Origin of the sequence: Gimesia aquarii, assembly GCF_007748195.1 — a bacterium.
Classification (GTDB): Bacteria; Planctomycetota; Planctomycetia; order Planctomycetales; family Planctomycetaceae; genus Gimesia; species Gimesia aquarii.
In genome coordinates, this window is sequence record NZ_CP037920.1 from 4,912,500 (window position 1) to 4,937,038 (window position 24,539).

The window sequence follows — 24,539 nt, forward strand, 5'->3', positions numbered from 1 at the left end:
AAAACTATCAAAGCCTCATAATCCCATACTTGCTATACCTCCGATGTGAGCCTTCGCCCAATGACCAGGTAGTGCACTACGCTACTTGAAAAGGATTTCCGATGATCAAAACATTCCAACTTCATCCTGGTTATGTCAGGGGTGTGCTCTTGTTCTATCTCGGAATAGTTGCAGGCTGCTCAGGACTTCCAAGATCCGCTCCGGAAGTCACAACCACTGAAGAAGCTCCTTCAGTAAAAATGAAGAGTCAAATGGGTATGGGAATGGGAGGCAACCCCGGATCTCCCTTTGGAATCGGAGTGAGTGGAGGCTATTCCACTGGTAGCGACCTTTCTGTAGGACAAATTCGGGTCAATGGGCGGGGGATCGTTCCCATTAACCCTCCGAAACGCATGATGATGCTCCAACCGTCCTTCTCAACGACAACATTCGATGTCGACGCTCTATTCGATACACCGTCAGAAGTTTACAACATCGGCGTAAATATGATGTGGATGGAGCGGATTAACGAGCGGACGATGCTTTCATTTGGAGCGAATCCGTCAATCACTGGTGATGCAGATTCTTTGGGTGATAATGTGCGAGTGTTTGCAATGGGTATGTTGAACTGGCAGTGGATTCCGAATAAATTGAAACTAACGGCAGGTGCCGCTTATACAGGCCGCGACGATATTCCTGTGTTACCAATGGCTGGTCTACAGTGGAATCCTAACGAGGATTGGAATATTTCGGTAATTCTCCCAAAGCCCAAAATCGCCTACCGGATTCACAACATTGGTGAATCGTCCACCTGGATCTACTTCTCTGGAGGGCTGGGTGGCGGTACCTGGGATGTACTCCGCATAAATGGTACGACTGATGAATTTTCTTACACAGAATTTCAGGCAGTGATGGGGATTGAGCACTCTACGGAGTTGGCAGGCCGTCTTTTCGCCGAATTAGGTACCGGGTTCAGCCGTAAACTCGAATACAGAGAAACCGCAGAAGAACAATCATTCGGCAATAGTCTTTTACTACGTGGGGGATGGAATTATTGACCAATTTCACAGGACTCATGAAAATGATGTGCCTAACAATACCATAAACTTAATATTGTTTATAGATTTTTGACAATTCCAGCAACTCTTGCAGATAGGCAGCGGAAGATTTAATGACCGCGTTCTTAAACAGCTCACCCTTCTCGGCTGTTGCCTGAGTAGGATGCCCCGTATGCCCTTCACCCTCTGAGAGTGTATGCATAGACCACATATCCTGCAAAGGAGCTTTGAAGTGAGGAGTCGGATTATCAATCCGCTCATCTCGCACATGTTCTGCTTGCAAAGCAAGCATGAGCGATGTTTCAACATCGCCGCAATGGACTTCGAAACCACGTGCAAACATGTCATAAATCTCTTGTGGAACGAGCTCCCAGGGATTGAGATAGAACAAGTGACATTTCTGTTTTTCACAATTTAGTTCTCGAATGATCGGCTTCAGAATAAAGTTACCACCATGCCAGGGGCACACGATTAAATGTTGAATTCCCTCTGCTTCCAGAGAACTCCAAATATCCCGGATGATGGATCGCATCGTGAGTGGAGTAAAACTAATCGTCCCTTTGAAGCCTGTATTCTCTTCAGAGGAAGAGATCGGCAGAGTAGGCAAAAGAAAGACATGCCTGGGACAGTCAACCTTTGTAAGGATTTCGGTTGAAAGTATGTCTGCCAAAATCGTATCGGTGGCTAGCGGCAGATGTCTTGAATGCTGTTCGGTCGCTCCGATGGGTAGAAATGCCAGATTAGGTTTGAATTCGTCCAACTCAAATGCTGTATTTTGATCTGTTAATATTTGCATCAGTTTAAATTCTCAAAATCTGATCAAAAGAAAAGACAATCACTCACATGATCCCATCTAAGAAAATATACCTTAATGAAACACCAGCAAAAGCAAAACAGATCACACACGACCACTAATTCATAGAAAATGCTAACCGTACTACATTGGTATTCTACTTTCATTGTGCAAATAACTAACACTTTTTGTGTAAAACTAGTTCTGTCAATTTCTTATATACTATTCTAAATATTGAATTGAACAAAAACGACTTCTGCACAAAAAAACAACATTTACTTGAAGTAAAGTCACATCATGTTAATCTAGGTAGATTTGACACGACTTTAATCTTCCCCACTTTAGGCTATGAAACTCTTGATTTCACTACATAGAGGGCCTTATGACAAAAGCTTCGAACGATTCTAAACCCATACACTTGGAATCAACGGAATTCATTAGCAAAATTCGAGACGAATTAATTAAAGGTAATGGTTTTGTCCCACTCTTAGGAGCCGGCGTCTCTGTTGGTTCTGGCGTTCCTGTGATCAGCGAGGTCCGTGCCTATTTAGCAAAATGTCTCAAGCTAGCTCTCGGAGTTGGACTGCCAGAACAAGATCTAAGAAAACGCCGCTGGTACCCGAGAACGGATGCATGGCCACCACTTCGAAACATACGTCTTCAAGACGCACACCATGCATTTGACGAACTCGCAGCTGAAATTCATAAGAAACGTGAATCGATATTTTCAACAGAAAATGAATCAGAAGTCTTTGAAGAAGCGATTGGTGCTTTGGCTGACTGGCGATCACTTCTGCTGTTTCTTTCTCGTCTTGAACTTTTCCCAGAATCATCATCGTCAGCTACAGATGATGATAAAACAAACATCCTCCGTCTGGGGCCACCAAATTATGATGTTGTTGATTCCTTATTTCGACATATTTCTTCTGGTAAGCGACCTTGCCTTGTTCATTCAATGATTGCACAACTGGCAAGCCCGATGCGATACGAAGTTGTGTTAACAACAAATCTAGATGAATTAACTGAAGAAGCATTCCGCGAAGCCGGTGAGCCTCTTGATCCTGTCGAAGTTCATCTAAGTGCAGGAATTCCCACAGCAGTATCCAAGCACGATCGGATATTAATCAAACTGCATGGCGGAAGATATGGTGTCAGGGCAGATTATTCTCTGGATGATGCCCCAACTTTGAAAGAAAAAGAAAATTTTCGATCGTATTTTTGGAGGAATACTCATACTTCCTATGTTGATTATAGACCAGAATCTCAAAATGTATTTGGTAATAAGATCGCGACAATAAATCATGCCTTTGTACTAGGAACCTCTGGGAATGATCGTCGAGTAATTGAATTATTAAAACATACTGTGAAACAGAATAACGGTTCTGAAGATGTATCTAAAAACAAACGTCCAAGAATTTTTTGGGTATGCCATACGGAACGGGATCGAAGTGAAGTCCACAATTCATTTCAGGATTCAGATGCTGAAGTTTATACTGTAACTCATACTTTTTTAGGCGCTTTCTTGCTACAATTATACCAGTCTGTGACTTGCTCACTACCACCTAAGTCGGCTCCGTTTCCTTCATCAGCGTCCTTTAGCTTCCCGCCTGCTGATTTGACACCTCACGAAATCCGCTCTCTCGACAATTTGATCAATGCTGGTATTGATCAAAGTGGTAAAAATATCAGTAAACATGCAGACTCATTATTTCATGATGAAAAGCGCGTCCATACAGAAAAGGTCAAAGAGTGTCGACTGCTTCGCATTTCGGCTACTCCCGAAAAGCATGGAGTCGTTAGTAAAGGCATCCATCATTTCTATCGTGCTATGATCAAACAAAGACAGTGCGTATGGATGTCAATGGAACACATTGGTAGTACTGATGAATTATTTGAAATACTGACAGATGCCGTAGCCAAAACGGCTGGCCTTTCAGATTGGATGCCGATCGTTCTTTACGACCAGTCAGAAAAAGCTGTTCGTGAAATTCGAAGACTAACACAAGGCCGTAAGGAATGGGTTATCTTCATAGATGCGCGGGACGGTGCTGGTTCATCAAAATGCGACATGGATACAACAAAGTCTTGGAAGAGCAGTTCGGATCAAAATCCCAATGGATGGTTAGATCAATTACGAGAAAATAACAGTCAAGAAGAAAATAGTCTTAACAGTTCTGAAGACCGGTCATCTAATACTAAAGATTTTGCTGACTTGTTGGCTAGAGTGTCTGGTCCTGAATGCCAGAATGTGAATATCGTATTACTCTATCATGCTTATCTCCCCAATACAGATAGTAAAATAGACAAGAACCAAAGCCCGTTACATCAATACTTGGATAACAAAAATTTAGGTCATTTCATCAAAGTCGAAGATAGTTTTGCTTTTCAAACCACTAATTTTGCTGGGACATTGAGAAAAAATACAAGCACCTACATTATAAAACCAACTTCCTTTCAACACACTTTTTCACAAAAAGAGGCTGCTCGAAAAGCCTTTACTTGGGCAGATACAACTGAAAAAGCGACCTTTCTGCTTGCACTTTGTTTGGCAGATCGTTTTCGTTATCCAAATCTACTTCTCTCTGACGCATTCTTCCCCCCTGAAATAAAGTTTTCATCACAAAATATAACTAATGGTCTGCGAGATCGCTATGACAATGTGTTTGGTAAATTTGACTCAAGCCAAAAAATGAAAGATCAAAAAACGAAAGATAATAAAATAAACGGTTGGATCAATGAACTGGCTGATGCTAAGCATTGTGCAATAAGACGCATGCCTGGAAATTTCACTTGGATGCACGCACCCACAAGAAACTATCTGCGAAAGGAATTTCAAAATAATCGTCTTGAAAATAATCTTAGCGGGATTTGGGAAGTCCGTAACTCAAAAGATTCAACACAGCAACACACATTCGCTTGTTATCGCGCACAATATTTGATCGCCCACTGGTATGACAAACTCTTCCGCTCCTCGGGAGATCCGCTAGCTGGCCTGGAAGGGGTATCTCACTATCTAAAAGCAGCCTATGAGTCGTTACAGATCTTATTGGAAAATGAGCAAAAAAATATTCGTAAGAAATCAATAGTAGATCGCAAATATAGAATTGATTGGGAATCTCCAGAAATACTTGACGTACCTATTGTTCCCTGCGAGCAATTAATTACAACCCTCACTTCAGCACGTCTACTGCTGCAAGAAGTGGAACCTGCTGCTTCAGTTTCTGGCTATCCTAAAGCAACTTGTCGGCGTCTAGTTTATATTCGGCATGAACTACTGAGCGAGCTCTACAAGATGATTCCTCAAAAAAAGAAGATGTACGATACTTATTCAACAAATGACCGCAAAGCACTTTTAAATGCCAAGAGTTTAATCCAGCAACTGGTTTTGCGAACATTGTATATTAATCGAGGTATCGCACGAGAAGTTTCCGAACACAATCGAGCATTCTTCCGACACCGGCAAATCCGTGAGTACCTACTAACTCATAAATTTGAAATAAACCGAAGAATGCCAGAAAATCGAATTGATTTTGTCGAACTTAAAGAGGAGGAGCAAAATAATCCATCAGCTAAATTTTTTGAACAGTCAATTTGGAAAAAATGGATCAAAAAATCCCCCATCGATATCGGTGATCTACACCTGTTAAACGAGTTGGCATCCTGGCATCGACATGGAGGAATCCTTTTCCTGGCTACGCGTGGTTATCCGGCCGCCATCAACCAATTATCTCGTGCTTTCCGAATATCATGTAGCGTCATTCAAGATGATGAGAATCGAGAATTGCCTCAATCGGAAAGCAATCGATCGACTAAAATTGTTCGATGGTATCAATCTGGAAAAGTGCTCGAAGAGGATGAATTAGTTCAAGTTAAAGAAATGGCTAATTCCTTGTTGTTCAGACCTAAAGATCATCACGAGAATTTCGTAAATCCGTATCGAGGTGATTTCAATAATAAAAACGCAAACAATGTTCGTAAGTTAATGAAAGTTATTGGGAAGGGTATATCACCTCAGAAAATTGAGGTTCAGATCCAGAAACCATTGAGCGAATGGCAACTTGTTGCAGTCTCTGACCTGGCAAAATGTATGTGCCGTCAGGTTCAATGGTTAATCGTTCTGATTGAATCGGGGCGATTTGCTTGTGGGCAAAGTATAGCAGAAAAAGAGACAGAATGGTGTCAGAAGGCATTAGAAATATATCACAGATTTGGTCGAATTGTGCTTAGACTGAACCCTACCGACACTTTGGAATCTGTGCATAGTCGGCAAATGATGGAAACTCAGATGTCAACGATTTTTGGCATTCAGGAAGATTGGCATAAAGCCCATGAATGTCTTGATAAAGCACGTGGACTTCTTTCAAGCCATAAAACTTCAGATTCCCTACTTAATACCGGCATCATTGAACTTCATCGTGCACAATTATATTTGCTCCATGCTAGATCAATCGGAAACGGAATCGTACCGGAAACACGACGCCACCTCTTAAGAATGTTACATAGAATATCACAGGGCAATCGCTCCAAAGGACTGGATGGTTTAAAAAAATCTGAGCAGGAAATAATCGAATATCTCAAGGACGCTAAAAAACATTGGATTGCAAAACAGAAGAGCACATATAAATCAAAGAAATCTATTGAAAACAATTTTAAATCCTTAAGTAAGGACTTATCCAGCGGACGTAGACTACTTGAAGATGCGGAAGCCAGTTTGAAAAAAGCAGAGTCAGCACTCGTCCAAAAACGTAAAAATGTCTGGTGGTCAACCTGGTTATTTGAACTTCAAGCCAAGGTCATTGAATATCGTCTACTTTTTTCGATACACGAACGTGTGTGTAATATTGCCTGGGAAAAACCGGAAATCATTAAGGAACAAATCACATCGACGCGGGCAGGTCATGTTCCTATTTCTGACTTTGGTTCAAACTCATGTCCCCGTGGTGAACCAACGGTTCTTGACGAAGCATTGGAAAACACTTTACGCATGGTCCGATTGGATCTCATCCGACTATCCCGCGTGATAGAAAGCTACGCTTTTTGTCATTGGGCTTTATCAGTTCTAATTCAGTTATCTCCCGATCTTGAGTGGTTGCCCACTCGTCAGGAGATGATGCGAAAAGCCCTGGGCGCTGACCGTCAAAGAAGTGCAATTGAAATCCTGCAATCAAAAATTGGACGACGACTAAACATGCCACCTGCACTAGATCCCTTTGCCCATGCTTATGCTGAAAACACGCTACAGTTAGCAAGAGATGTTACTGATTTTACCCCTATTCGAGGTGGTAGCTAAAATCAACCTTAGATTCATTGTAAGTCGGTGAAAAGATTTTTGAGATGGCGTATTTTGCTCTTTTTACATTTGTATGGTATTTAAATTTCAGAATCTGAATGTAACCTGTCTGCATTAACGCTCAATCAACTTACGAACCTGTTTCGCAATTTGTTTGGTTCCGATTGATGGCTTGAATTCCTGAATTGGTTTCCCGTCAATCCCAGTCAATGCAATGAATGCCGTTTCGGAGCGACCATCAATCAGAGGATATAGTTGAAGATCATTGAGGCGTTGATCTGTTTTTTGGCGTGATCCTGAGTCACTCAAATCAAACTCGATAAACTCTAATGGAGTATCATCGAGAGACTTTTCAAGTTCTTGATAAACTTCACCTGTAGCACGACAATGTGGACATGCATTCGAGTGGCTGCGAAATGCCACGAGCCGATATGACACGGGGGTTAATTTTTCTTTATCTTTCGATTTTTGTTCCTTAACCTCAACATTCATATCGATTTCCTGATTCGTGGGATCTTCCTTAGGCTTCGCATTTTGTTCAGGTAGACTCTTTGAATTAGTAAGTGATTGATTCGGTATTGGGTTCTTGAGAAATAAACTGATCGCGAATAAAGTCATTACAGCCAGACCGACCGACGCCGTGATCGCAATTTTTTTCCACCGTCGAGCAGATGCTGCAAACTGTCCAGCATCCAGAATATGATCCACACGATCTGCCTCTAGATTGAAGTCCGTATAGAAATTCCGAATTTCTGATTCGAATGACGACTTGCTCATTTTGTCCTCATCATTTGATTTGGATCGAATCGTTTGTTGAGCCGCTGCTTAGCACGAGATAGCAGACTCAACACAGTACCACGTGGTTGATTTGTCAACGTACCAATTTCCTCAGCCGTGTAGCCTTCAACACACTGCAGAAATAATACTTCGCGTTCTTCAGAACGAAGACAACCCAGAATCTCTTCAAGATCAAGTTTTTGGTCCACAGCACGGGTATGAGAAGCATTTTTATCCGCGATAGAATCCTCTGTTACTCGCTCCTCCGAAATTGAACGCTGTTTACGCAAACCATCATAAAACAAATTCCGAACCGCCGTGAAGAGATAGCTCTTACTAACCAGAGTCCCCTGGCTACGAAGCACTTTCAAACATGCTTGCTGTATCAGGTCTTCGGCATCGTGCTGATCGTGACTGAGTGACATGGCGTAACGATACCCCGAATTAATCAACTGTCGATCATCAATGCGTTGATTCTCAGATCGATTCAACCCTGATTCCCTTACTTAGCAAAGCCAGACACTTACAACCAACACTTTATTTCGTCTAATTTTAACAATGAGATCAGCCGATTGACATGGAGCCGGTCTGTGTCTCAGGTTACAAACGACAAAGCCTTTTGTCATTGAGTTTTTTTTCAAGGATTGAATTTTTTTAGGATTTTTGCAATCAAGCAGCATGCTTCAGCGTTTTATTATATACAGTGACTAAAGATACCATATTCTTTGGGAGAACATCCATGTCGACTCGGTACGCGATACTCATTGCATTAATCAGCTTTTTTAATCTGCCTGACGCTGCCTTATTTGCTCAGACAAACAATCGCAATATTTTGCCATCATTAGATGTAAAAGCAGCAAGCGTATCGGGAACCTGGACAAAAAAAGAGAACGATCTTATTGCAACAGGCAAGGGATCGCGGCTCATGTTGCCCGGAAAGTTAGCAGGCAGTTACTCAATCACTGTCGAATTCACACGAACTGCAGGTGATAATTCAATCGGTGTCATCCTTCCCGTCGGCCCTGGACAATGCCTGTTCAACTTGTCTGCTTTCAATGGTGAAGCCCATGGAATTGGCCTGATTGATGGTAAATTGGCTCGTGATAACGAAACAACCATCAAACCCGGGACTCTCAAGAATAACCATCCCTATCGATTACTCATCGAAGTTGATGTTAAAAAAAATACTGCATCAATCTCATCGCAACTCGATGGACGTCCATCCTTGAAATGGCGAGGCAGCCCTAAGTCTTTGTCGATGTTCGAAGGTTGGAAGATTCCTAAAACAGACCAAGCGGGGATATATACTAATAGTGATGTGACATTCCATAGCATTACGATAAATCAACTCGATCCCAAGATGCGCATGACAATCCCTGTCAAACCAACCACCAAGAAACCAAGCAATACAATTTCAACGGATAATGTGCTCTATTACGACCGCGCGCATGGCGAGGGTCTGGCTAATGGCTTAGAAACGATGGCACGGAATCAAAATTTTGCCGTCCAGATCTCAGATCAACCAATTTCCTCTGCATCACTTAAAAAAGTTAGAGTACTCTACATACGTGGTCCATCCCAGGCATTCTCGCTAGACGAACAAAAAGTAATCATTGATTTCGTTCAAAGTGGTGGTGCATTTCTATTAGTCATGGATGAAGAACGAAGAATGCCATTACAAAAAACGGGAGTCAATGAGATTCTCAAACCATTCAATATGAAACTCACCGCTGATACGCAATACCTGCATAACTGTGGTGCGATTGCGAAAGCAGGCTTGATCAACAAAGTAGACCGCGAACTTCCCTTCAGTGGCGGACGCGCGATTGAAGGAGGCACTCCGTTTGGCTTTCAACTCGACAAAGCGGGGAAACCCGCTCAACCATTTGCCGCTTTCCAACAGGTTAACGGAGGTGGAAAGATCATCGTTTTGGCAGAAGGCATGTCCTCAATGTTAATGGGAACAAAAGAGGGCGTACGACTCAGCGGAGTTCCAAGAAATCCAGCCAAAACAACCTACTGGGGAAAAGACAGTCAATTTTTCATGACTGAGGTACTCGCGTGGCTAATGAGAACGAAAAACTAATTTCCCAAGAGAACGAACCTGTCAGGTGTATCATGAAAGCGATTCTCATTGTATTGACAATAACCACTACATTACCGGCGGCAGATTACTATGTTGCCACTACAGGTAGCGACCAAAACCGAGGTAGCTTGAGGCAACCTTTTAGAACCATTTCACGTGGTTTAGCTGCTGCACGGAAACCCGGCGATAATGTGATCGTGCGAAAAGGCGTCTATCCACAGTCACGAACATTGAACATTGTCAATGCTGGTTCAAAAGAAAAATTTATCACACTGCGTTCCTTCAAAGATGAGCAGGTCATAATCGATGGTAGAAACACGCCGATGGATACAAGCCTCATTGCCGTGCTGACCCATCATATTCGAATTCAAGATTTAGAAATACGAAATTCCAATAGGATAGGAATCGAGATTTGGGGACCAGGCAGTCGTATCCATACTGTCGAAGTTATCGGAAACAATATTCATCATTGTCAACTTAATGGCACATACGCTGGTTTTAATAATCTAAATGATCCAGTCCGAGATATTTTGATGGCAGACAATACGATTAAGAATTGTGTGCTGATCAATGAGAAGTTGTCCAGTTCCAGCTGGAGCTTTGGGATTGGAGCAGGTCTTTCAAAAAATGTCAGGCTCAAAAATAATACTGTCTCTCAATGTTACGGAGAGGGAATCGGACTTTATTTGTCAGACCATGGTGTGATCGAAGACAACGTTGTACATGACAATTTTTCAGTCAACATCTACCTGGACAACACAACCAACACTCAAGTCACCCGGAATCTGGTTTATACAACCAACGACAACAAGTTCTATCGCTTCAATCAGCCGGCATCAGGCATCCAAATCGCTAATGAAAATTATAGAGGATATACAAACTTGTCGTCACACAATACCATTACGAACAATATCCTCATTGGCAACTATTTCGCCTTTTCCTATGGTGGCTATCAGCGCGGAGGCGGCCTGCGTCACACCATATTTTCCAACAACACAGCATACGGGTCAACTGGCCCCCTGCTCCACATTGATGCTGATAAAGGCCACCAAAGCACCCGCATCATCAACAACATTTTCAAGCAGATCGGCGGAGCGCAGATTACAGTTATTCAAGGCCCTACTGATCAAATTGAGTTCCGAAATAATCTCTGGCATGGCGGAGTTCCACATCGAGCAGTCAAAAATGCCAATGATGTTTATGCCGATCCGCTCTTTATCAACGGTGGCTCCAAAAATGCAAAAGACTATCAGCTCCAGAGCAACTCACCTGCACGTAACACTGGTATCAAAACCAAGGAAGTTGGCTCAGATTTTGGTGGAAACCAGCGCAATAACCGCACCGATCTGGGCGCATGGAAGTTTGAACTGACGACGACGAACTCCCAAAGTCAGTGATTCCTTGGAAATCTAATTGTGCAAGTTGTAATGGTTCTCAGTCCTGCACCCCTTGCTTGCAAGACGTTTCTGCCCTGATTCCAGTTCTTTACCTCCACGCATGTTGCCAGAACGCAACCTATTCTTTGGGAGTGGGTAAAATTACCCATATCTCCATCTCAATTAAAGACTTCAGTTGAACATACTGAGGTTAGGAATAAGTGTAGGACAATGGAAAATAGCAACCAACAACGAGGATGGTCCAAGTGGTCCTGGTCTACTCCTCTTAAATCTATCAAGCAGACTATTCCGTTACGATATCTGTTAAGCGGTCTGACTCTGTTATTCGCAATTTTGATAGTTGACCTAATGACTCCACTGGGAGTAGCTTGCGGTGTTCTCTACGTTCTTCTTGTATCAAGTACACTTTGGTCACCGCGAAGAGAATTAACCTGGGTTGTCGCAATTGCATCGACGATTCTTACATTGCTAGGGTTCGTATTATCACCAGTTGGATCGTCAATTGGAAAAGTCATCACAAACCGAATCCTCTCCATACTGGCAATTTGGGTGACAGCAATCATCTGTTTAAAACAAAAGAGTTCTCAAAAAGAAAAAACTCGAACTGCTTCGGAGTTCGCGATAATCCAAGAGCGGCAAAAACAACATTCATCCCATCAGGCGATTCTGGAAAATGTCGTCGATGCCATCATCACCATTACTTCTCGTGGAATCATACATGCCTTCAATCCTGCCGCCGAACGTCTGTTTGGGTATTCTACAAGCGAAGTACTCGGGAAAAATATCAACATGCTCATGCCCTCCCCCTACCGTGAAGAGCATGACGGCTATCTCGCACGGTATCTAACAACGGGTAAACAAAAAATTATTGGTAGCGGCCGAGAAGTCGTCGGACAACGCAAAGATGGAACCACCTTCCCTATCCATCTTTCAGTCAGTCAAGTTTTTCTGGAAGAAAATGGCCAAGACAAAGAGGTTTTATTCACGGGTATCATTCGCGATCTGACGGAACAGAAACAAAAAGAAAAAGAGGCTGAGCTTCGCACACGGGAACTACAAATCGCCACGGAGAAAAGTAAAGCGAATGAACGTCGTATTGAATCAATTGTGAATACCGCAGTCGATCCGATTATTACGATTTCTGGTCAGGGTTTGATTGAATCATTCAACCCGGCTGCCGAACGTTTGTTCGGATACTCAGCAGATGAAATCATGGGTATGAACATTAAAATTCTCATGCCGTCCCCCTATCGTGAAGAACATGATGGTTATTTAGCCAAATACCTGGAAACGGGAATTCAAAATGTGATTGGTAGTGGCCGCGAAGTGATCGGACAGCGCAAAGATGGAACGACCTTCCCTTTACACCTTTCAGTCAGTCAAGTCGTCGTGGAAGATGACGCTCAAAATCCACAAATCATTTTCACCGGCATCATTCGCGATCTGACGGAACAGAAACAAAAAGAAAAAGAGGCTGAGCTACGCACACGGGAACTACAAATCGCCACAGAGAAAAGTAAAGCGAATGAACGTCGTATTGAGTCAATTGTGAATACAGCCGTCGATCCAATTATTACGATTTCCGGTAAAGGATTGATCAAATCATTCAATCCCGCAGCCGAACGTCTGTTTGGTTATGCAGCAGACGAAATCCTCGGCATGAATATTAAACTCCTCATGCCCTCCCCTTATCGGGAAGAACACGATGGTTACCTAGCTAATTATCTTCAGACTGGGCTCAAAAATGTAATCGGCAGTGGACGTGAAGTGATCGGACAACGTAAGGACGGAAGTACGTTTCCTCTCCATCTTTCGGTCAGCCAAGTTCTTGCAGAAGATGATGCACAAAATCCAGAGATCCTGTTCACGGGCATCATTCGTGATCTAACAGAACAGAAGCGAAAAGAAGAGGAAGCCGAGTTACGCACACGAGAGTTGCAAATTGCGACTGAGAAAAGCAAAGCGAACAAGCGTCGTATCGAAGCCATCGTGAATACCGCCGTCGATCCGATTATCACGATTTCAGGAAAAGGACTGATTAGGTCATTCAACCCCGCAGCCGAACGGCTCTTTGGATATAAAGTAGACGAAATTTTAGAGAAAAACATCAAACTGCTCATGCCTTCCCCTTATCGTGAAGAACACGATGGTTATCTGGCGCGCTACCTGGAAACCGGAAAGGCAAACGTGATCGGCAGCGGACGTGAAGCAATCGGGCAACGCAAAGATGGGAGCACGTTCCCTCTCCACCTTTCTGTAAGCCAGGTCGTCGTGGAAGATGATGCAAAAAATAAAGAAATCCTGTTTACAGGTATCATTCGAGACCTGACAAATGAAATCCATCAGCGACAACTCAATGCCGACTACGAAGGACAGATTGAAGCCATCAGTCAGTCGCAAATGGTGATCGAATTCGAGATGGACGGCACAATTGTCAAAGCAAACAATAACTTTATAGAAACAATGGGATATTCGCAGGAAGAAGTAAGCGGCCAGGCACACAATCTCTTCATCGACCCGCAAGAGCGTGAGAGCGCGAGGTACGCTACAATCTGGGATAAACTTAATCAAGGTGAATTTGTAACATCAGAGCTGAAATGTATTGGAAAGAATGGCCAGGCAATCTGGATTCAAGCGTCATACACACCGATCCTGGACTTGAATGAAAAACCATTTAAGGTGGTAAAATACTCGGTAGATGTCAGCCAGCGCGTTTTGATTGATCAGGCATTGGAAGTAGCAAAAAATGATCTAATTAAAGCGAAGGAAGCAGCTGAAACTGCAAACCAAACTAAAAGCGAATTTCTCGCCAACATGAGCCATGAAATCCGCACCCCCATGACAGCCATTTTGGGATTTACCGACGTTCTGCTTGGCAGTGTCTCCAAACAGGAGGACATTGACTCGGTACAAACAATTAAACGAAATGGCGAAAGCCTGATCTGCCTGATCAACGATATTCTTGATTTGTCCAAGATTGAAGCTGGGAAACTGGAAGTAGAACAGATTGACTGTTCTCCCCGTCAGGTTGTTGCTGATGTGACATCATTAATGAGAGTGCGTACAAAGGCCAAGGGTCTGGAATTGAATATTCAATTTGATGGACCGATTCCTGAAATAATCTGCTCTGATCCCACACGACTTCGTCAGGTCCTCATCAACATTGTAGGTAATGCAATTAAGTTTACGGAAACGGGTACAATTCAAATAATTGTACGACTTTTAAACAGAGAGAGACTTGAACCAAAACTACAATTTGACGTAATCGATTCTGGAATCGGAATCCCTGAAGAGAAAATCGCCAGGCTCTTTTCACCATTCACCCAAGCTGATGGCTCGACAACACGAAAATTTGGTGGAACGGGACTGGGGCTCACAATCAGTAAACGTCTGGTGGAACTCCTGGGTGGTACGATTTCAGTTACAAGTACAAATGGGAAAGGAAGCATGTTTTCGGTCACCGTGACTACGGGCCCATTGAGCAAAGTGCGAATGATCACAAACGCTGCAGAATCGATCACCGAGAATGCAGAAAGCAATACCTCTCAGGAACCCGAATTGTTGCTGAAAGACAGCCGTATCCTGTTTGCGGAAGATGGTCCGGACAATCAGCGCTTGATTGGCTTTGTTTTGAAGAAATCAGGGGCAGATGTCACGGTAGTTGAGAATGGCCAAATTGCGTTTGACAAAGCGACCGAAGCATTAGCAGAAAATCAACCGTTTGATGTCATTCTTATGGACATGCAGATGCCTGTCCTGGATGGCTATGCCGCAACTCGAAAACTGCGTAATGCCGGATATTCCGCTCCCATTATCGCCCTAACAGCACATGCCATGTCAACAGACAGACAGAAATGCATCGATGCAGGCTGTGATGACTATGCCACCAAACCGATCGTGAGAAATAAGCTGATTAAAATGTTAGCAAGTTATGCGAATAAATCATTCGAAAAAGCAGAAGCATAATTTTCTACTACATAAATTGTGCTAGAATGATGGCAACAGCTGGAAATTATTTGCAACGACATAAAGAGTAATTAACATCAGGGACAATCAGTGAGTACTCTTATCCCTTTTCTGTTCGAAAATTTTACGCTCAGCTTCTTGATGCTGGGATTGATTGCATCTGTCATCTCACTCTTACGGCAACCACGTCCGATAACAGCATCGGCTGTTGTCGAAGCGCTGTTTTCCTATTTTCTCTTGTTCTCAATTGGCTTCTCCTTCTTCTATAACTTCGTAATGCATTCTTTCTTTGGTGAGACAGCAGCTCGGTTCATTGGTTGGGAACAAAGCCCGTTTCAGTTTGAAGTCGGTACAGCCAGCCTGGGATATGCTGTCGTCGGCTTTCTGGCATTTCGAGGGAGCTTTGGCTTACGTCTTGCTGCCGTAGTGGGGCCAGCACTGTTTCTACTGGGGGCCGCCGGAGGACACGTGTACCAGATGATGATGACTCAGAATTATGCATCAGGAAACGCTGGCGTCATTTTTTATACAGATATTTTCATACCTATGATAAGTTTTGTGTTATTATGGTTGCATTATCGATTTACACTCGAATCGAATCGACAGGACTCATCTTCCGCTTTGAGGGACCGAGCCGATCTTTAACTCCCATTCCAGCAAGCATGGAATTGTACACATCAAGCCCTTCAGCACCGACGTCCATGATCTGCCCCGTTTTAAAACGACCATTTGCTCCTGTGATCGCATGGAAGACCCCGGACAGTTCACGTTTGACATCGTTGTGACGACCATCGCCTGATTCAGTGGAAATCGTGATTAGAGAATTTTCAAGTATCGTCTGTCCGTTTGCTTCGATCGAATCTTTATCGTTGAGCCGTTGCAGAAAGTAGGCTACCTCTCGCATTTTCATATGAGCGTGAGCGCGCAATGCTTCATTCTTCTTCTTTTCGTTGAACTTATGCCACCATTCATGGCTACACCCTTTGTCACCCGAAGCGTTCTGTTGACGGGCATCGTCAAACTTCCAGAGTTTTTTACCGTTATACTCGTAATCGCCTGTCAAACGGATGCGCTCTCCAGCAGCCAGAAATGTCAATGCACCAAAGCGAACGCGATCCATTTGAATTGCCAGAGCGTACAAATCGGCCATCAAACGCCATTCGGTGGTGAGTTCTTCGAGAGTAATATCGACTCCCATGCCGCCGGGATCAGCAGGTCCACCATGTAAAATTTTTGAACGTGGTGGTAGTTGGGGGGCATTGGGATTTTTTTTCTTTAATGCAAAGGCACGCTGTTCAAACTCGCGAATTCGATCAAGATGATCAGCAACGCGTGCTTTCGAAGCAGAGCCTAATGGGGAATTCACACCCGTATAAAATTTGTAATCATCAACTACCGAATCCAATACACTTCGTTTAATTCGTTTGCGACGTACGTCAGTACCATCACCGCCTACAGAAATAGAACCAAAAACGCGATCAAAAAGATCGCGTGGTCTTTCCTGCATAGTAGCGGCAACTGTGCAATCCTGATTGTAGCTATGAACGTATCGCCCCACACGACTCCGCCTGAAAAACGTACCACCGATCAGTGTTGAAACCATTCCGGGCGGCAAACCCTTGGGATAATGCGCTTTTCGAATGACCTGATCAATTGAAGGTCCACCCGATTTGGCTTCGCCGTCTGGTGGTTCTGCAGTGAATGCACCAGAAGCACCATCGTAGTGCGCGTTGATTCCTTTCTCGTCACAACGAACCTGGTCTACATTTCGCATGATGAGCAGTTTATTACTTAATGGTTTCAAAGGTTCCAAAACTCCCTCAAAACCTTCAGTTTGTAGCGGAGCGGGTATGCCGAGACCAAAAAATACGTTGAATGCTCTGACGGGCACTTCTTTCGTTTGATTTTTAGCAGCATGTGTCGATGAAACCAGCATCTCCTCAAGCAGTGGTAATCCCACAGTAGCAGTTCCCACACTTTTGAGCATGGTACGTCGATTGATCTTTTGTTTTGTCATTCGTGAACCTCCGATGAAATTGCTTCTGTTCGTGTCAGCTGAACCAAATCACTCATGACAATAGCGGTGATCAAGCTCGAATATGTTCCGCCATTTTTCTGAGCAGTTCTATGAATTTGATCGATGATACGCGCATCCGCTGCAACAAGTGGGCGACCAAGTGCGAATTGAGTGACTTTCCAGGTAATTGATTGCTGAACTCTTGGATTTCCTGCAAGCAGATTCATCAACTCAGCACTGGATTGATAAGAAACCGGTTTCGCTGTACCAGGAAAGAGAATTTCACCATCATCGCGCAATTGATTTCCGTGCTCGTCCTTGTTGTGAAACGAACCAAGACCATCGAATTTTTCGAGACCAAATGCCAGTGGTTCGAATTTCACATGACATCCAGCACATGAAGCATTCGCGATTCGTTGCTCCGCAATGTGACGTTGAGACAGTCCCGGCTTTGAGGGCACAGGAGTCGTATCGAGTCCTGGAGGTGGATCTTTCACCGTACCACGCAAAATATCTTGTAAAATAAATAAACCACGAGTCACCATAGAAGCTTCATCTCCCCCCACGGTCAAGACACTTCCTTGCGTGAGTAGTCCCCCACGCGCGGGAATTGCTGTCAAATCATAACGAACCAATCCAGTGCCTTTTGGTTTGAGTCCGTAATGCGCTGCCAGTTGTGGTGTCACATAAGTTACTTGTGCATTCAACAGATCTGCAAGCGGCCGTTTCTCTTGCCAGACGATTTCTTTGAAGAACGCCAACGTTTCTTCCCGCATGTCGTCAGCGAGCCCATTGTTCCACTTCGGAAATTTCTTACGGTCGGGCCTCAAATTACTCAATCTGTCCAGATTCAACCATTCCGAGACGAATTGCAATGATCGTTCCACTGCACGTGGATTCTGAAGCATACGGCTTACTTGTTTGTCGACGTTTTGAGGATCGTGAAGCTCACCAGCATCGGCAGCTCGGATTAATTCCTCGTCCGGAGGCCCACCCCAGATAATGTAACTCATGCGCGACGCGAGTTCATATTCGCCAACCGGCCAGGCAGTTCCATCACCACGCTGGTTTTCGATACGATAAATAAAACGAGGAGATTGTAACATAGCTTCGACTATATAACTGACTGCTTCTTTATAATCTCCGCCAGCACTGGCAACCGTCGTTGCGATTCCGCTATAGGTTGTGACTTCTCGATCATCCAAAGGACCACGGAAAAGCCATTTCCCCATACTACCCACAAACTCGCGCATCGTCGCATCGGTAGACAGCTTTCGGCTTTTGGAAAATCGGGTTGCAAACTTCATCACGTCCATTCGCTTGACAATAATTTCAGCAAGACGCGCATAAATCTCTACGTGCTTAAGATCAACGTTAAGATTGTAAGCAGTGTTACTGAAGCCATCTGCCCTCAAATCCGGTGGAAGCATCTCATGTGCTTCCTTTGAAATATCGACTCCCACGGCACGACGAACCGTTTCAATATATTCGGAATTTGTAAGTCGTTGAACCCAAACATCGCCAGCACGACTGTCATGTGCGTAGACTGCAGGATCAATCACATCACTTGACCAGATTGCCCCATTGTTAATCCACTCTTTTAATGACGCTATTTCTTGAGTTGATAACGGCTTTCCCTCTGGTGGCATATCACCGGATTTGACTTGTTCCCACAATAAACTTTCACTGGCCTTGCCTGGCACAATCACCTTACCACTTTCACCACCGGCCAGTGCTGCAGCTTTCTGTGATAAATCTAATCGTCCTTTCTTAGTTATGGAATCATGACAGTCTAAACAATTTCGCGCGAGTAAAGGAGCAATCCGTGTCTCAAACATATGACGTGCACGTGCGGCAGCCAGTTCTTCCTTCGTCTGCTTGCTTCCAGTTTTCACATTGGTTCCAGCTCGATAGTTTTGATTGATTTCATTGGTGGTTAGTGCGCGACTAAAAACGGCTACTAAATGAAATTCTCCCAGCCAGGGACGATCGCCTGAATTCTCATTAGCCAGGACCAATGGAAAGTCCTTACTCCAGTTCTTAAGTTTACCGGGAACTTTTTTATTAGCTCGTTGTTTACCATTAATATAAATTCGCGCAGTACCAGTTACATCGCGTGTAAAAACCACATGCATTAAAGCAGATTTTACCGAGTTATTTGATGTAGCCGTTGAAGGAAGACCATTCGTACTTGTCGACGTTGTTCTCAACCTCACATCAAACTTTTTTGCTTCTTGGCCAAGCGTCATATTTCGCTGGCTCGAATTTGAAGAAATTGAAACAATTCGTGCCGGCCCTTTCTGCTGATCATTAGCTGGTTTTACCCATGCTTCTACAGTGAGACTGTTCGAGCGTTTAACAGCATTGATAATTTTCTTTGCCGGAACAAACGGCTTGATTATAGTCGGTGAGCGAACAACGAGTACCCCGTTCCGCCATTGAATTGCGGATGGTTTCTCTATCTTCAAATTTAAGGCTTGCCCCACACCAGACCGGTCCTGGATGATATCACCCTGCGCGGCATCAAATGTGTACAACACTTGTAAGCCACGCGCGACGCGGGGGACAGCCGCTTCGAGAGATCCAAAGGACGAAAATAAAGTGAGCAGTAGGGAGAAAAAAATAACTTGACTAAGAAGAGAAGCTCGTTTCCTCTTTTTCGTATAACGATTCACTTTCACAGAGGTCGTCTCCCTATCGAAATTACAGCCAATATTATGGTAAATATGATGGCGAGAAAGCCACATTTAGTCGTTCAGTGCGAATTCGCAGAATCTGATCCTTAGCATCATTTTTTAATATGAGGAAGAAATCCTCGCATGACTTGTCAACAAACCTAAAGCATAGGCAACATATTCGTATCGTAAATGCATGTTTCCAATTTATCAATCTTGGACTTCACATACCAGAAGAATTAAGAAAGCTCACAATTTATGAATGCATGAGAGCCCATTCTTAGTAACATTTATAAAGCGGTATAACCACCATCGAGAGCGATCACCTGCCCTGTCATCATATCGGAAGCCGGACTTGCCAGGTAGAGTACCAAATCTGCAACTTCCAGCGGCTTACCGAAACGATGCAAGGGAATTTTATCTTTCATGGGCTCCCCTTTCTCTGGTGATCCCCATACTTTCTGCCCTAATTCAGTCAGGATCACAGTTGGTGCAACAGCATTACATTGAATATTAAACGGCCCGAGTTCTGCCGCCATGACCTTCGTCAACTGATTCAATCCTCCCTTGGAAGCACTGTAGGCAGCATGACCGGCGAGTGCTGCAATGCCCGCGACAGAAGAGATATTGATGATCTTTCCCTGTTTTTGTGCTCGCATCGGTTCACTTAATATTTTGGAAAGAATGAACGGAGCACGTAGATTGACTGCCTGCATCTGATCCCAATCTTCAACCGTGGTTTCCCAAAAGGGGGCAACTTCGATTGTACCAGCATTATTTACCAGAATATCTATCGTCGAAAAAAACTCAAACGCCTTCTGAGCAACTTCTTCTACTCCATTTATAGAGATAAGGTCAGCTTCGATTGCCTCACACCTACTGCCAATAGAACGAATTTTTTCACACACCTGTATAAGGTCATCGTGGTGCCTTGCGGTAATCAACACTTCTGCCCCCGCCTGAGCTAGATTCATTGCAATTTCTGCACCAATTCCTCTGGAAGCACCTGTGACCAAAGCCGTCTTACCCTTCACTGAAAACCGACTCATACTATCATTCATCTGATCTCTCCTCAGGTCGACAAACTATAAAACCCATTTATTAAATGGGGAGTATCAACATCTGATGCTACAAATACTTCTCTCGACTTTTCAATAAAGAGCACACTTTCTTTTTTTTAAATCGCGTTTCGAATGTGCTATACTGAAAAAAGTCTTAATTCTTATTTGCCTTCGAGACAAAGGCAGTACGCATAGCAGATCATGCAAAAGAAACAGCAAAACACCACCGCAAAAAAAAGAATCGTCATCACCACGATCGGCTCGTTAGGTGATCTGCACCCCTATATTGCCATTGCCCGTGGTTTGCAAGCTCGAGGTCATCAAGTGGTTTTTGCAACGAGCAAGTGTTACCAGAATAAAATCGAGCAACTGGGTATGGAATTTCGAGCCATCCACCCAAACTCTGACTGGGTAAATGATCCTGAAATGATGCGGAGACGTAGCGACCTGCGAATGGGTTTTATCCGGGTTGGTCGAGAATGGTTGATCCCGGAGTTACGAGAGTCTTACGAAGATATATTGGCTGCAACAGATGGTGCAGACCTGTTGGTGTCTATGTTAGCTACCTATTCAGCCAGACTTGTTGCTGAAAAGACTGGTATCCCGTGGGCTTCTGTCGTGCATATCCCCTTGGGATTCTTCTCGACTTATGATGTTCCCATCATTCCTCTCGCCCCGGTTCTTTCCAAAAAATTGCGTTGCCTTGGTCCCGGATTTTGGAAACCATTATTCTGGTTCGGAAAGAGAGTAAGTCGGTTCATGGTGAAACCCTGGTATCGATTGCGTGCGGAAATCGGTCTCCCCCCGACTAAGGAAGGGAACCCGCTAGCCGACAGTCACTCTGCCGATCTGGTTCTGGCCCCGTTCTCGAAGTTACTGGCCGACAAACAACCTGACTGGCCCTCACAAACCGTCACAACCGGCTTTCCATTCTTTGACAAAGATAGCAAAGCCGGACTGCCAATAAAGCTATCCCGTTTTCTGGATGATGGCCCCCCTCCCATCGTGTTTACACTCGGCTCAGCCATCTCGATGAATGCAGGTCTGTTCTATGAGCACAGCGCCGCTGCAGCAAAACTTTTGAACCAGAGAGCTGTACTTATTGTAGGCAAAAACGTTCAAAATCGATCAACTTCCCTGCCGGATGGAGTCACGGCCATGGATTATGCCCCCTTCTCTGAACTCTTTCCTAGGGCGGCTGCCATCGTCCACCATGGTGGCATCGGTACGACCGGGCTAACGATGCACTCAGGACGTCCCATGCTGATCGTTCCTCATGCATGGGACCAACCGGACAACGCCGAACGCGCAGCCCGACTGGGAATTGCACGCATCATTCCCCAACATCGCTACGCTCCAACTCGTGCAATAACAGAATTGCGGCATCTGCTCGAAAACCCAGATTATTCACGCCGGGCTAAAGAAATACAGGAAGAGATAAGAAAAGAAGACGGGGTTAAAAATGCTTGTGATGCTTTGGAACAATTGCTTCAGAAATCCAGAACACTTGAAACTATCAAGAAATGAAATTTAGATAGCAGAATATTGATTTTCTGATCTAGACAGCATTTTTAATTTATCATTTTGATCAAGACTCTGCACAGGTTCCAGCAGATAATGCGACACGTACCACTCTTCACCATTTAGGTAACCAAATAGTTCTGCAACAGCCAGGAAAAAGAGACGCCAACGCATTTGCCAGCGACTTGCCTCTTGCTCACCGTAGGTGGCGGTAAGAATTGGCATGAGTTGATCACTTTGTCGATCAAGATTTGATAACCATGCTTCAGAAGTGCGCTGATAATGTTGACCATCCCACCGCCACTGTTTCTCTACGCGCATGTGGTCTGCAAAGTGGGATAATAAATCATCACTTGGCATAATGCCACCTGAGAAGAAATGACGCGCCATCCAATCATCGGCGTTTTCATCATTGAAGGGGTAAGCAAACTTGCGGTGACAAAATATATGCACGAAGAGCTTGCCTTCATCTGTCAACCAGTTAGCAATGTGATTTAAAAGCGTTTTGTAATTCCTCATGTGCTCAAACATTTCGACAGACACGACACGATCAAACTTCTGTGAAGTCGTGAAGTCATTCATGTCAGCCGTAATAACAGTTAAGCGGTCGGAAACCCCCTTTCCAATTGCCTGCTGTTCAATAAATACACGCTGTGAATGTGAATTAGATACTGCCGTTAACCGACAATGCGGATAGTTCTCAACGATCCAAAGCGACAGTGAACCCCACCCACATCCCAGTTCAAGAATCTGCATACCATCCTCAAGCTGTGCATGTTCACAAGTCTCTCGAAGGGCCGCTTCTTCTGCTTCGTCTAGTGTAGTAACACCATCTGGCCAATAGCAACAACTGTATTTGCGGCGGTGTCCTAACACAAGATCATAGAACTCTGCGGGAACTTCGTAGTGTTGTTCGTTTGCTTTTTCTGGTACCAATGCAATCGGGCTCTGCTTCGCTAACTCGATAAAGGCTTGTTGGTTTGACTCATTGACTTCGTTGCTTCCTGCATCAAGCGAACTCAGACGCTTCTTGCACAAATGGCGAATGGCTTGCCTTATCAAACGGTCTGGAACCCAACCTTTTTCGATTAATCCAATAGTCAAATTAATGATTCGGTCCATTTTCATATTGTTACCTTTTCCAATTTTGGTCGCCAGGGAAAGAACGCGCTCGTTGTTCTCTGATACTCTCGATAGGCATCCCCGCGGCTCTTTAACGCTTGTGCTTCGGTTGGTGGAATTCCAGTTACGTTAAGAATGAAATGCAGCATCAATAGTGGCCCTAAGATGGTGATCCACCCCCAAGGCGCAGTTACCGCCAGGCACACATAAGCCCACCAATGTAGCCATTCAAAAAAATAGTTCGGATGCCGTGAATACTTCCAAAGCCCTTCCTGACAAACTTGCCCCTGATTTTCAGTCTTCGCTCGAAATCGAGCAAGTTGCCAATCGGCGATGAGTTCGCCAATAATGGCAATAAGCCAGATGCAGATTCCGAGAAGATCAAAAATACCTAGAGATGATGTACCACGTGCAGCAATTAACATGGGTAATGCAAACAGAAGGCTGCCGATCGCCTGGAATTGAAAGAACCAGAACAGCTTTAATTGTGCCACCGTGCCCCAGTCTTTTTTCAAAGACTGATAACGACCATCCTCGGGCATGGTAAAAACACGCCACAAAATATACGCACTCAAACGTAGCGCCCAGACGAGTGAAAGCGTTGCGATGATTATTCTTCGCGTCAAGTCACCATCTGTACTACCCCACGTGAAAAACAGAGCAAGCAAGCCAACTCCCATTCCCCAGGCAACATCAACAATTCCTGCATCATTTGTACGACGCTGCAAGCCCCATAATAAGGACATCACAATCGCCATCGAGAACCAACCAATGAGTATCATCAACCACGGGTTCAC

15 protein-coding genes are annotated in these 24,539 nt (G+C 44.2%); 7 read left to right on the forward strand and 8 right to left on the reverse strand.

What is annotated here, in order from left to right; genetic code table 11:
- Positions 1-101: 101 nt before the first annotated feature.
- On the forward strand, positions 102-1,037 hold the full coding sequence (locus tag V144x_RS19015) for a DUF6268 family outer membrane beta-barrel protein (protein WP_144987104.1): 936 nt from the start codon (positions 102-104) through the stop codon (positions 1,035-1,037).
- 49 nt (positions 1,038-1,086) lie between these two features.
- Here V144x_RS19015 and V144x_RS19020 read toward each other — a convergent pair whose 3' ends face one another.
- Positions 1,087-1,833: a creatininase family protein gene (locus tag V144x_RS19020; RefSeq protein WP_144987106.1), complete on the reverse strand. Its 747-nt coding sequence runs from the start codon at positions 1,831-1,833 to the stop codon at positions 1,087-1,089.
- Between the two features lie 379 nt (positions 1,834-2,212).
- Between V144x_RS19020 and V144x_RS19025 the strand changes: the two genes are divergently transcribed.
- Positions 2,213-7,120 carry an SIR2 family protein gene (locus V144x_RS19025; RefSeq protein ID WP_144987108.1) on the forward strand — a complete coding sequence of 1,636 codons (4,908 nt, stop codon included), beginning with the start codon at positions 2,213-2,215 and terminating at the stop codon, positions 7,118-7,120.
- A gap of 114 nt (positions 7,121-7,234) precedes the next feature.
- Here V144x_RS19025 and V144x_RS19030 read toward each other — a convergent pair whose 3' ends face one another.
- Both V144x_RS19030 and V144x_RS19035 read right to left on the reverse strand, forming a co-directional pair.
- Positions 7,235-7,897: a hypothetical protein gene (locus V144x_RS19030; RefSeq protein ID WP_144987110.1), complete on the reverse strand. Its 663-nt coding sequence runs from the start codon at positions 7,895-7,897 to the stop codon at positions 7,235-7,237.
- Positions 7,894-8,388 carry an RNA polymerase sigma factor gene (locus V144x_RS19035; protein ID WP_144987112.1) on the reverse strand — a complete coding sequence of 165 codons (495 nt, stop codon included), beginning with the start codon at positions 8,386-8,388 and terminating at the stop codon, positions 7,894-7,896. The genes V144x_RS19030 and V144x_RS19035 overlap by 4 nt, the downstream gene beginning before the upstream one ends.
- Positions 8,389-8,636: 248 nt before the next feature.
- Here V144x_RS19035 and V144x_RS19040 point away from each other — a divergent pair, with 248 nt between their 5' ends.
- The 4 genes from V144x_RS19040 to V144x_RS19055 all read left to right on the forward strand — a co-directional run bounded on the left by V144x_RS19040 (position 8,637) and on the right by V144x_RS19055 (position 15,991).
- The gene (locus V144x_RS19040) at positions 8,637-9,983 is read left to right on the forward strand and encodes a hypothetical protein (RefSeq protein WP_144987114.1); all 1,347 of its coding nucleotides are present in this window, start codon (positions 8,637-8,639) and stop codon (positions 9,981-9,983) included.
- Between the two features lie 32 nt (positions 9,984-10,015).
- The gene (locus tag V144x_RS19045) at positions 10,016-11,380 is read left to right on the forward strand and encodes a right-handed parallel beta-helix repeat-containing protein (protein ID WP_144987116.1); all 1,365 of its coding nucleotides are present in this window, start codon (positions 10,016-10,018) and stop codon (positions 11,378-11,380) included.
- Between the two features lie 210 nt (positions 11,381-11,590).
- Complete coding sequence (locus V144x_RS19050) at positions 11,591-15,346, forward strand: PAS domain S-box protein (protein ID WP_144987117.1); 3,756 nt, start codon at positions 11,591-11,593, stop codon at positions 15,344-15,346.
- A gap of 90 nt (positions 15,347-15,436) precedes the next feature.
- Positions 15,437-15,991, forward strand: coding sequence for a DUF6790 family protein (locus tag V144x_RS19055; protein WP_144987119.1), 555 nt, complete (start codon positions 15,437-15,439; stop codon positions 15,989-15,991).
- On the opposite strand, the gene V144x_RS19060 is transcribed toward V144x_RS19055, so the two are convergent.
- The 3 genes from V144x_RS19060 to V144x_RS19070 form a co-directional block, all read right to left on the reverse strand.
- Positions 15,930-17,363 (reverse strand): DUF1552 domain-containing protein, encoded by a 1,434-nt coding sequence (locus V144x_RS19060; RefSeq protein ID WP_144987121.1) that lies wholly within the window; start codon positions 17,361-17,363, stop codon positions 15,930-15,932. The two genes, V144x_RS19055 and V144x_RS19060, sit on opposite strands and share 62 nt — an antisense overlap.
- On the reverse strand, positions 17,360-20,044 hold the full coding sequence (locus V144x_RS19065; RefSeq protein ID WP_197998518.1) for a DUF1592 domain-containing protein: 2,685 nt from the start codon (positions 20,042-20,044) through the stop codon (positions 17,360-17,362). Before V144x_RS19065 ends, V144x_RS19060 begins: the two co-directional genes overlap by 4 nt.
- Before the next feature lie 284 nt (positions 20,045-20,328).
- Positions 20,329-21,099, reverse strand: coding sequence for an SDR family NAD(P)-dependent oxidoreductase (locus V144x_RS19070; protein ID WP_144987125.1), 771 nt, complete (start codon positions 21,097-21,099; stop codon positions 20,329-20,331).
- Between the two features lie 201 nt (positions 21,100-21,300).
- Here V144x_RS19070 and V144x_RS19075 point away from each other — a divergent pair, with 201 nt between their 5' ends.
- Complete coding sequence (locus V144x_RS19075) at positions 21,301-22,626, forward strand: glycosyltransferase (protein WP_144987127.1); 1,326 nt, start codon at positions 21,301-21,303, stop codon at positions 22,624-22,626.
- Positions 22,627-22,629: 3 nt separating this feature from the next.
- Here V144x_RS19075 and V144x_RS19080 read toward each other — a convergent pair whose 3' ends face one another.
- Positions 22,630-23,748 (reverse strand): SAM-dependent methyltransferase, encoded by a 1,119-nt coding sequence (locus V144x_RS19080; protein WP_144987129.1) that lies wholly within the window; start codon positions 23,746-23,748, stop codon positions 22,630-22,632.
- Entirely contained in the window at positions 23,745-24,539 is a 795-nt protein-coding gene (locus tag V144x_RS19085) for a DUF1295 domain-containing protein (protein ID WP_144987130.1), read from the reverse strand. The genes V144x_RS19080 and V144x_RS19085 overlap by 4 nt, the downstream gene beginning before the upstream one ends.

Coding starts and splice junctions, on each gene's coding strand:
- V144x_RS19075 (WP_144987127.1), top strand. CDS start 21,301: ATGCAAAAGAAACAGCAAAACACCACCGCAAAAAAAAGAATCGTCATC.
- V144x_RS19025 (WP_144987108.1), top strand. CDS start 2,213: ATGACAAAAGCTTCGAACGATTCTAAACCCATACACTTGGAATCAACG.
- V144x_RS19015 (WP_144987104.1), top strand. CDS start 102: ATGATCAAAACATTCCAACTTCATCCTGGTTATGTCAGGGGTGTGCTC.
- V144x_RS19020 (WP_144987106.1), bottom strand. CDS start 1,833: ATGCAAATATTAACAGATCAAAATACAGCATTTGAGTTGGACGAATTC.
- V144x_RS19030 (WP_144987110.1), bottom strand. CDS start 7,897: ATGAGCAAGTCGTCATTCGAATCAGAAATTCGGAATTTCTATACGGAC.
- V144x_RS19080 (WP_144987129.1), bottom strand. CDS start 23,748: ATGAAAATGGACCGAATCATTAATTTGACTATTGGATTAATCGAAAAA.
- V144x_RS19060 (WP_144987121.1), bottom strand. CDS start 17,363: ATGACAAAACAAAAGATCAATCGACGTACCATGCTCAAAAGTGTGGGA.
- V144x_RS19045 (WP_144987116.1), top strand. CDS start 10,016: ATGAAAGCGATTCTCATTGTATTGACAATAACCACTACATTACCGGCG.
- V144x_RS19070 (WP_144987125.1), bottom strand. CDS start 21,099: ATGAATGATAGTATGAGTCGGTTTTCAGTGAAGGGTAAGACGGCTTTG.
- V144x_RS19040 (WP_144987114.1), top strand. CDS start 8,637: ATGTCGACTCGGTACGCGATACTCATTGCATTAATCAGCTTTTTTAAT.
- V144x_RS19050 (WP_144987117.1), top strand. CDS start 11,591: ATGGAAAATAGCAACCAACAACGAGGATGGTCCAAGTGGTCCTGGTCT.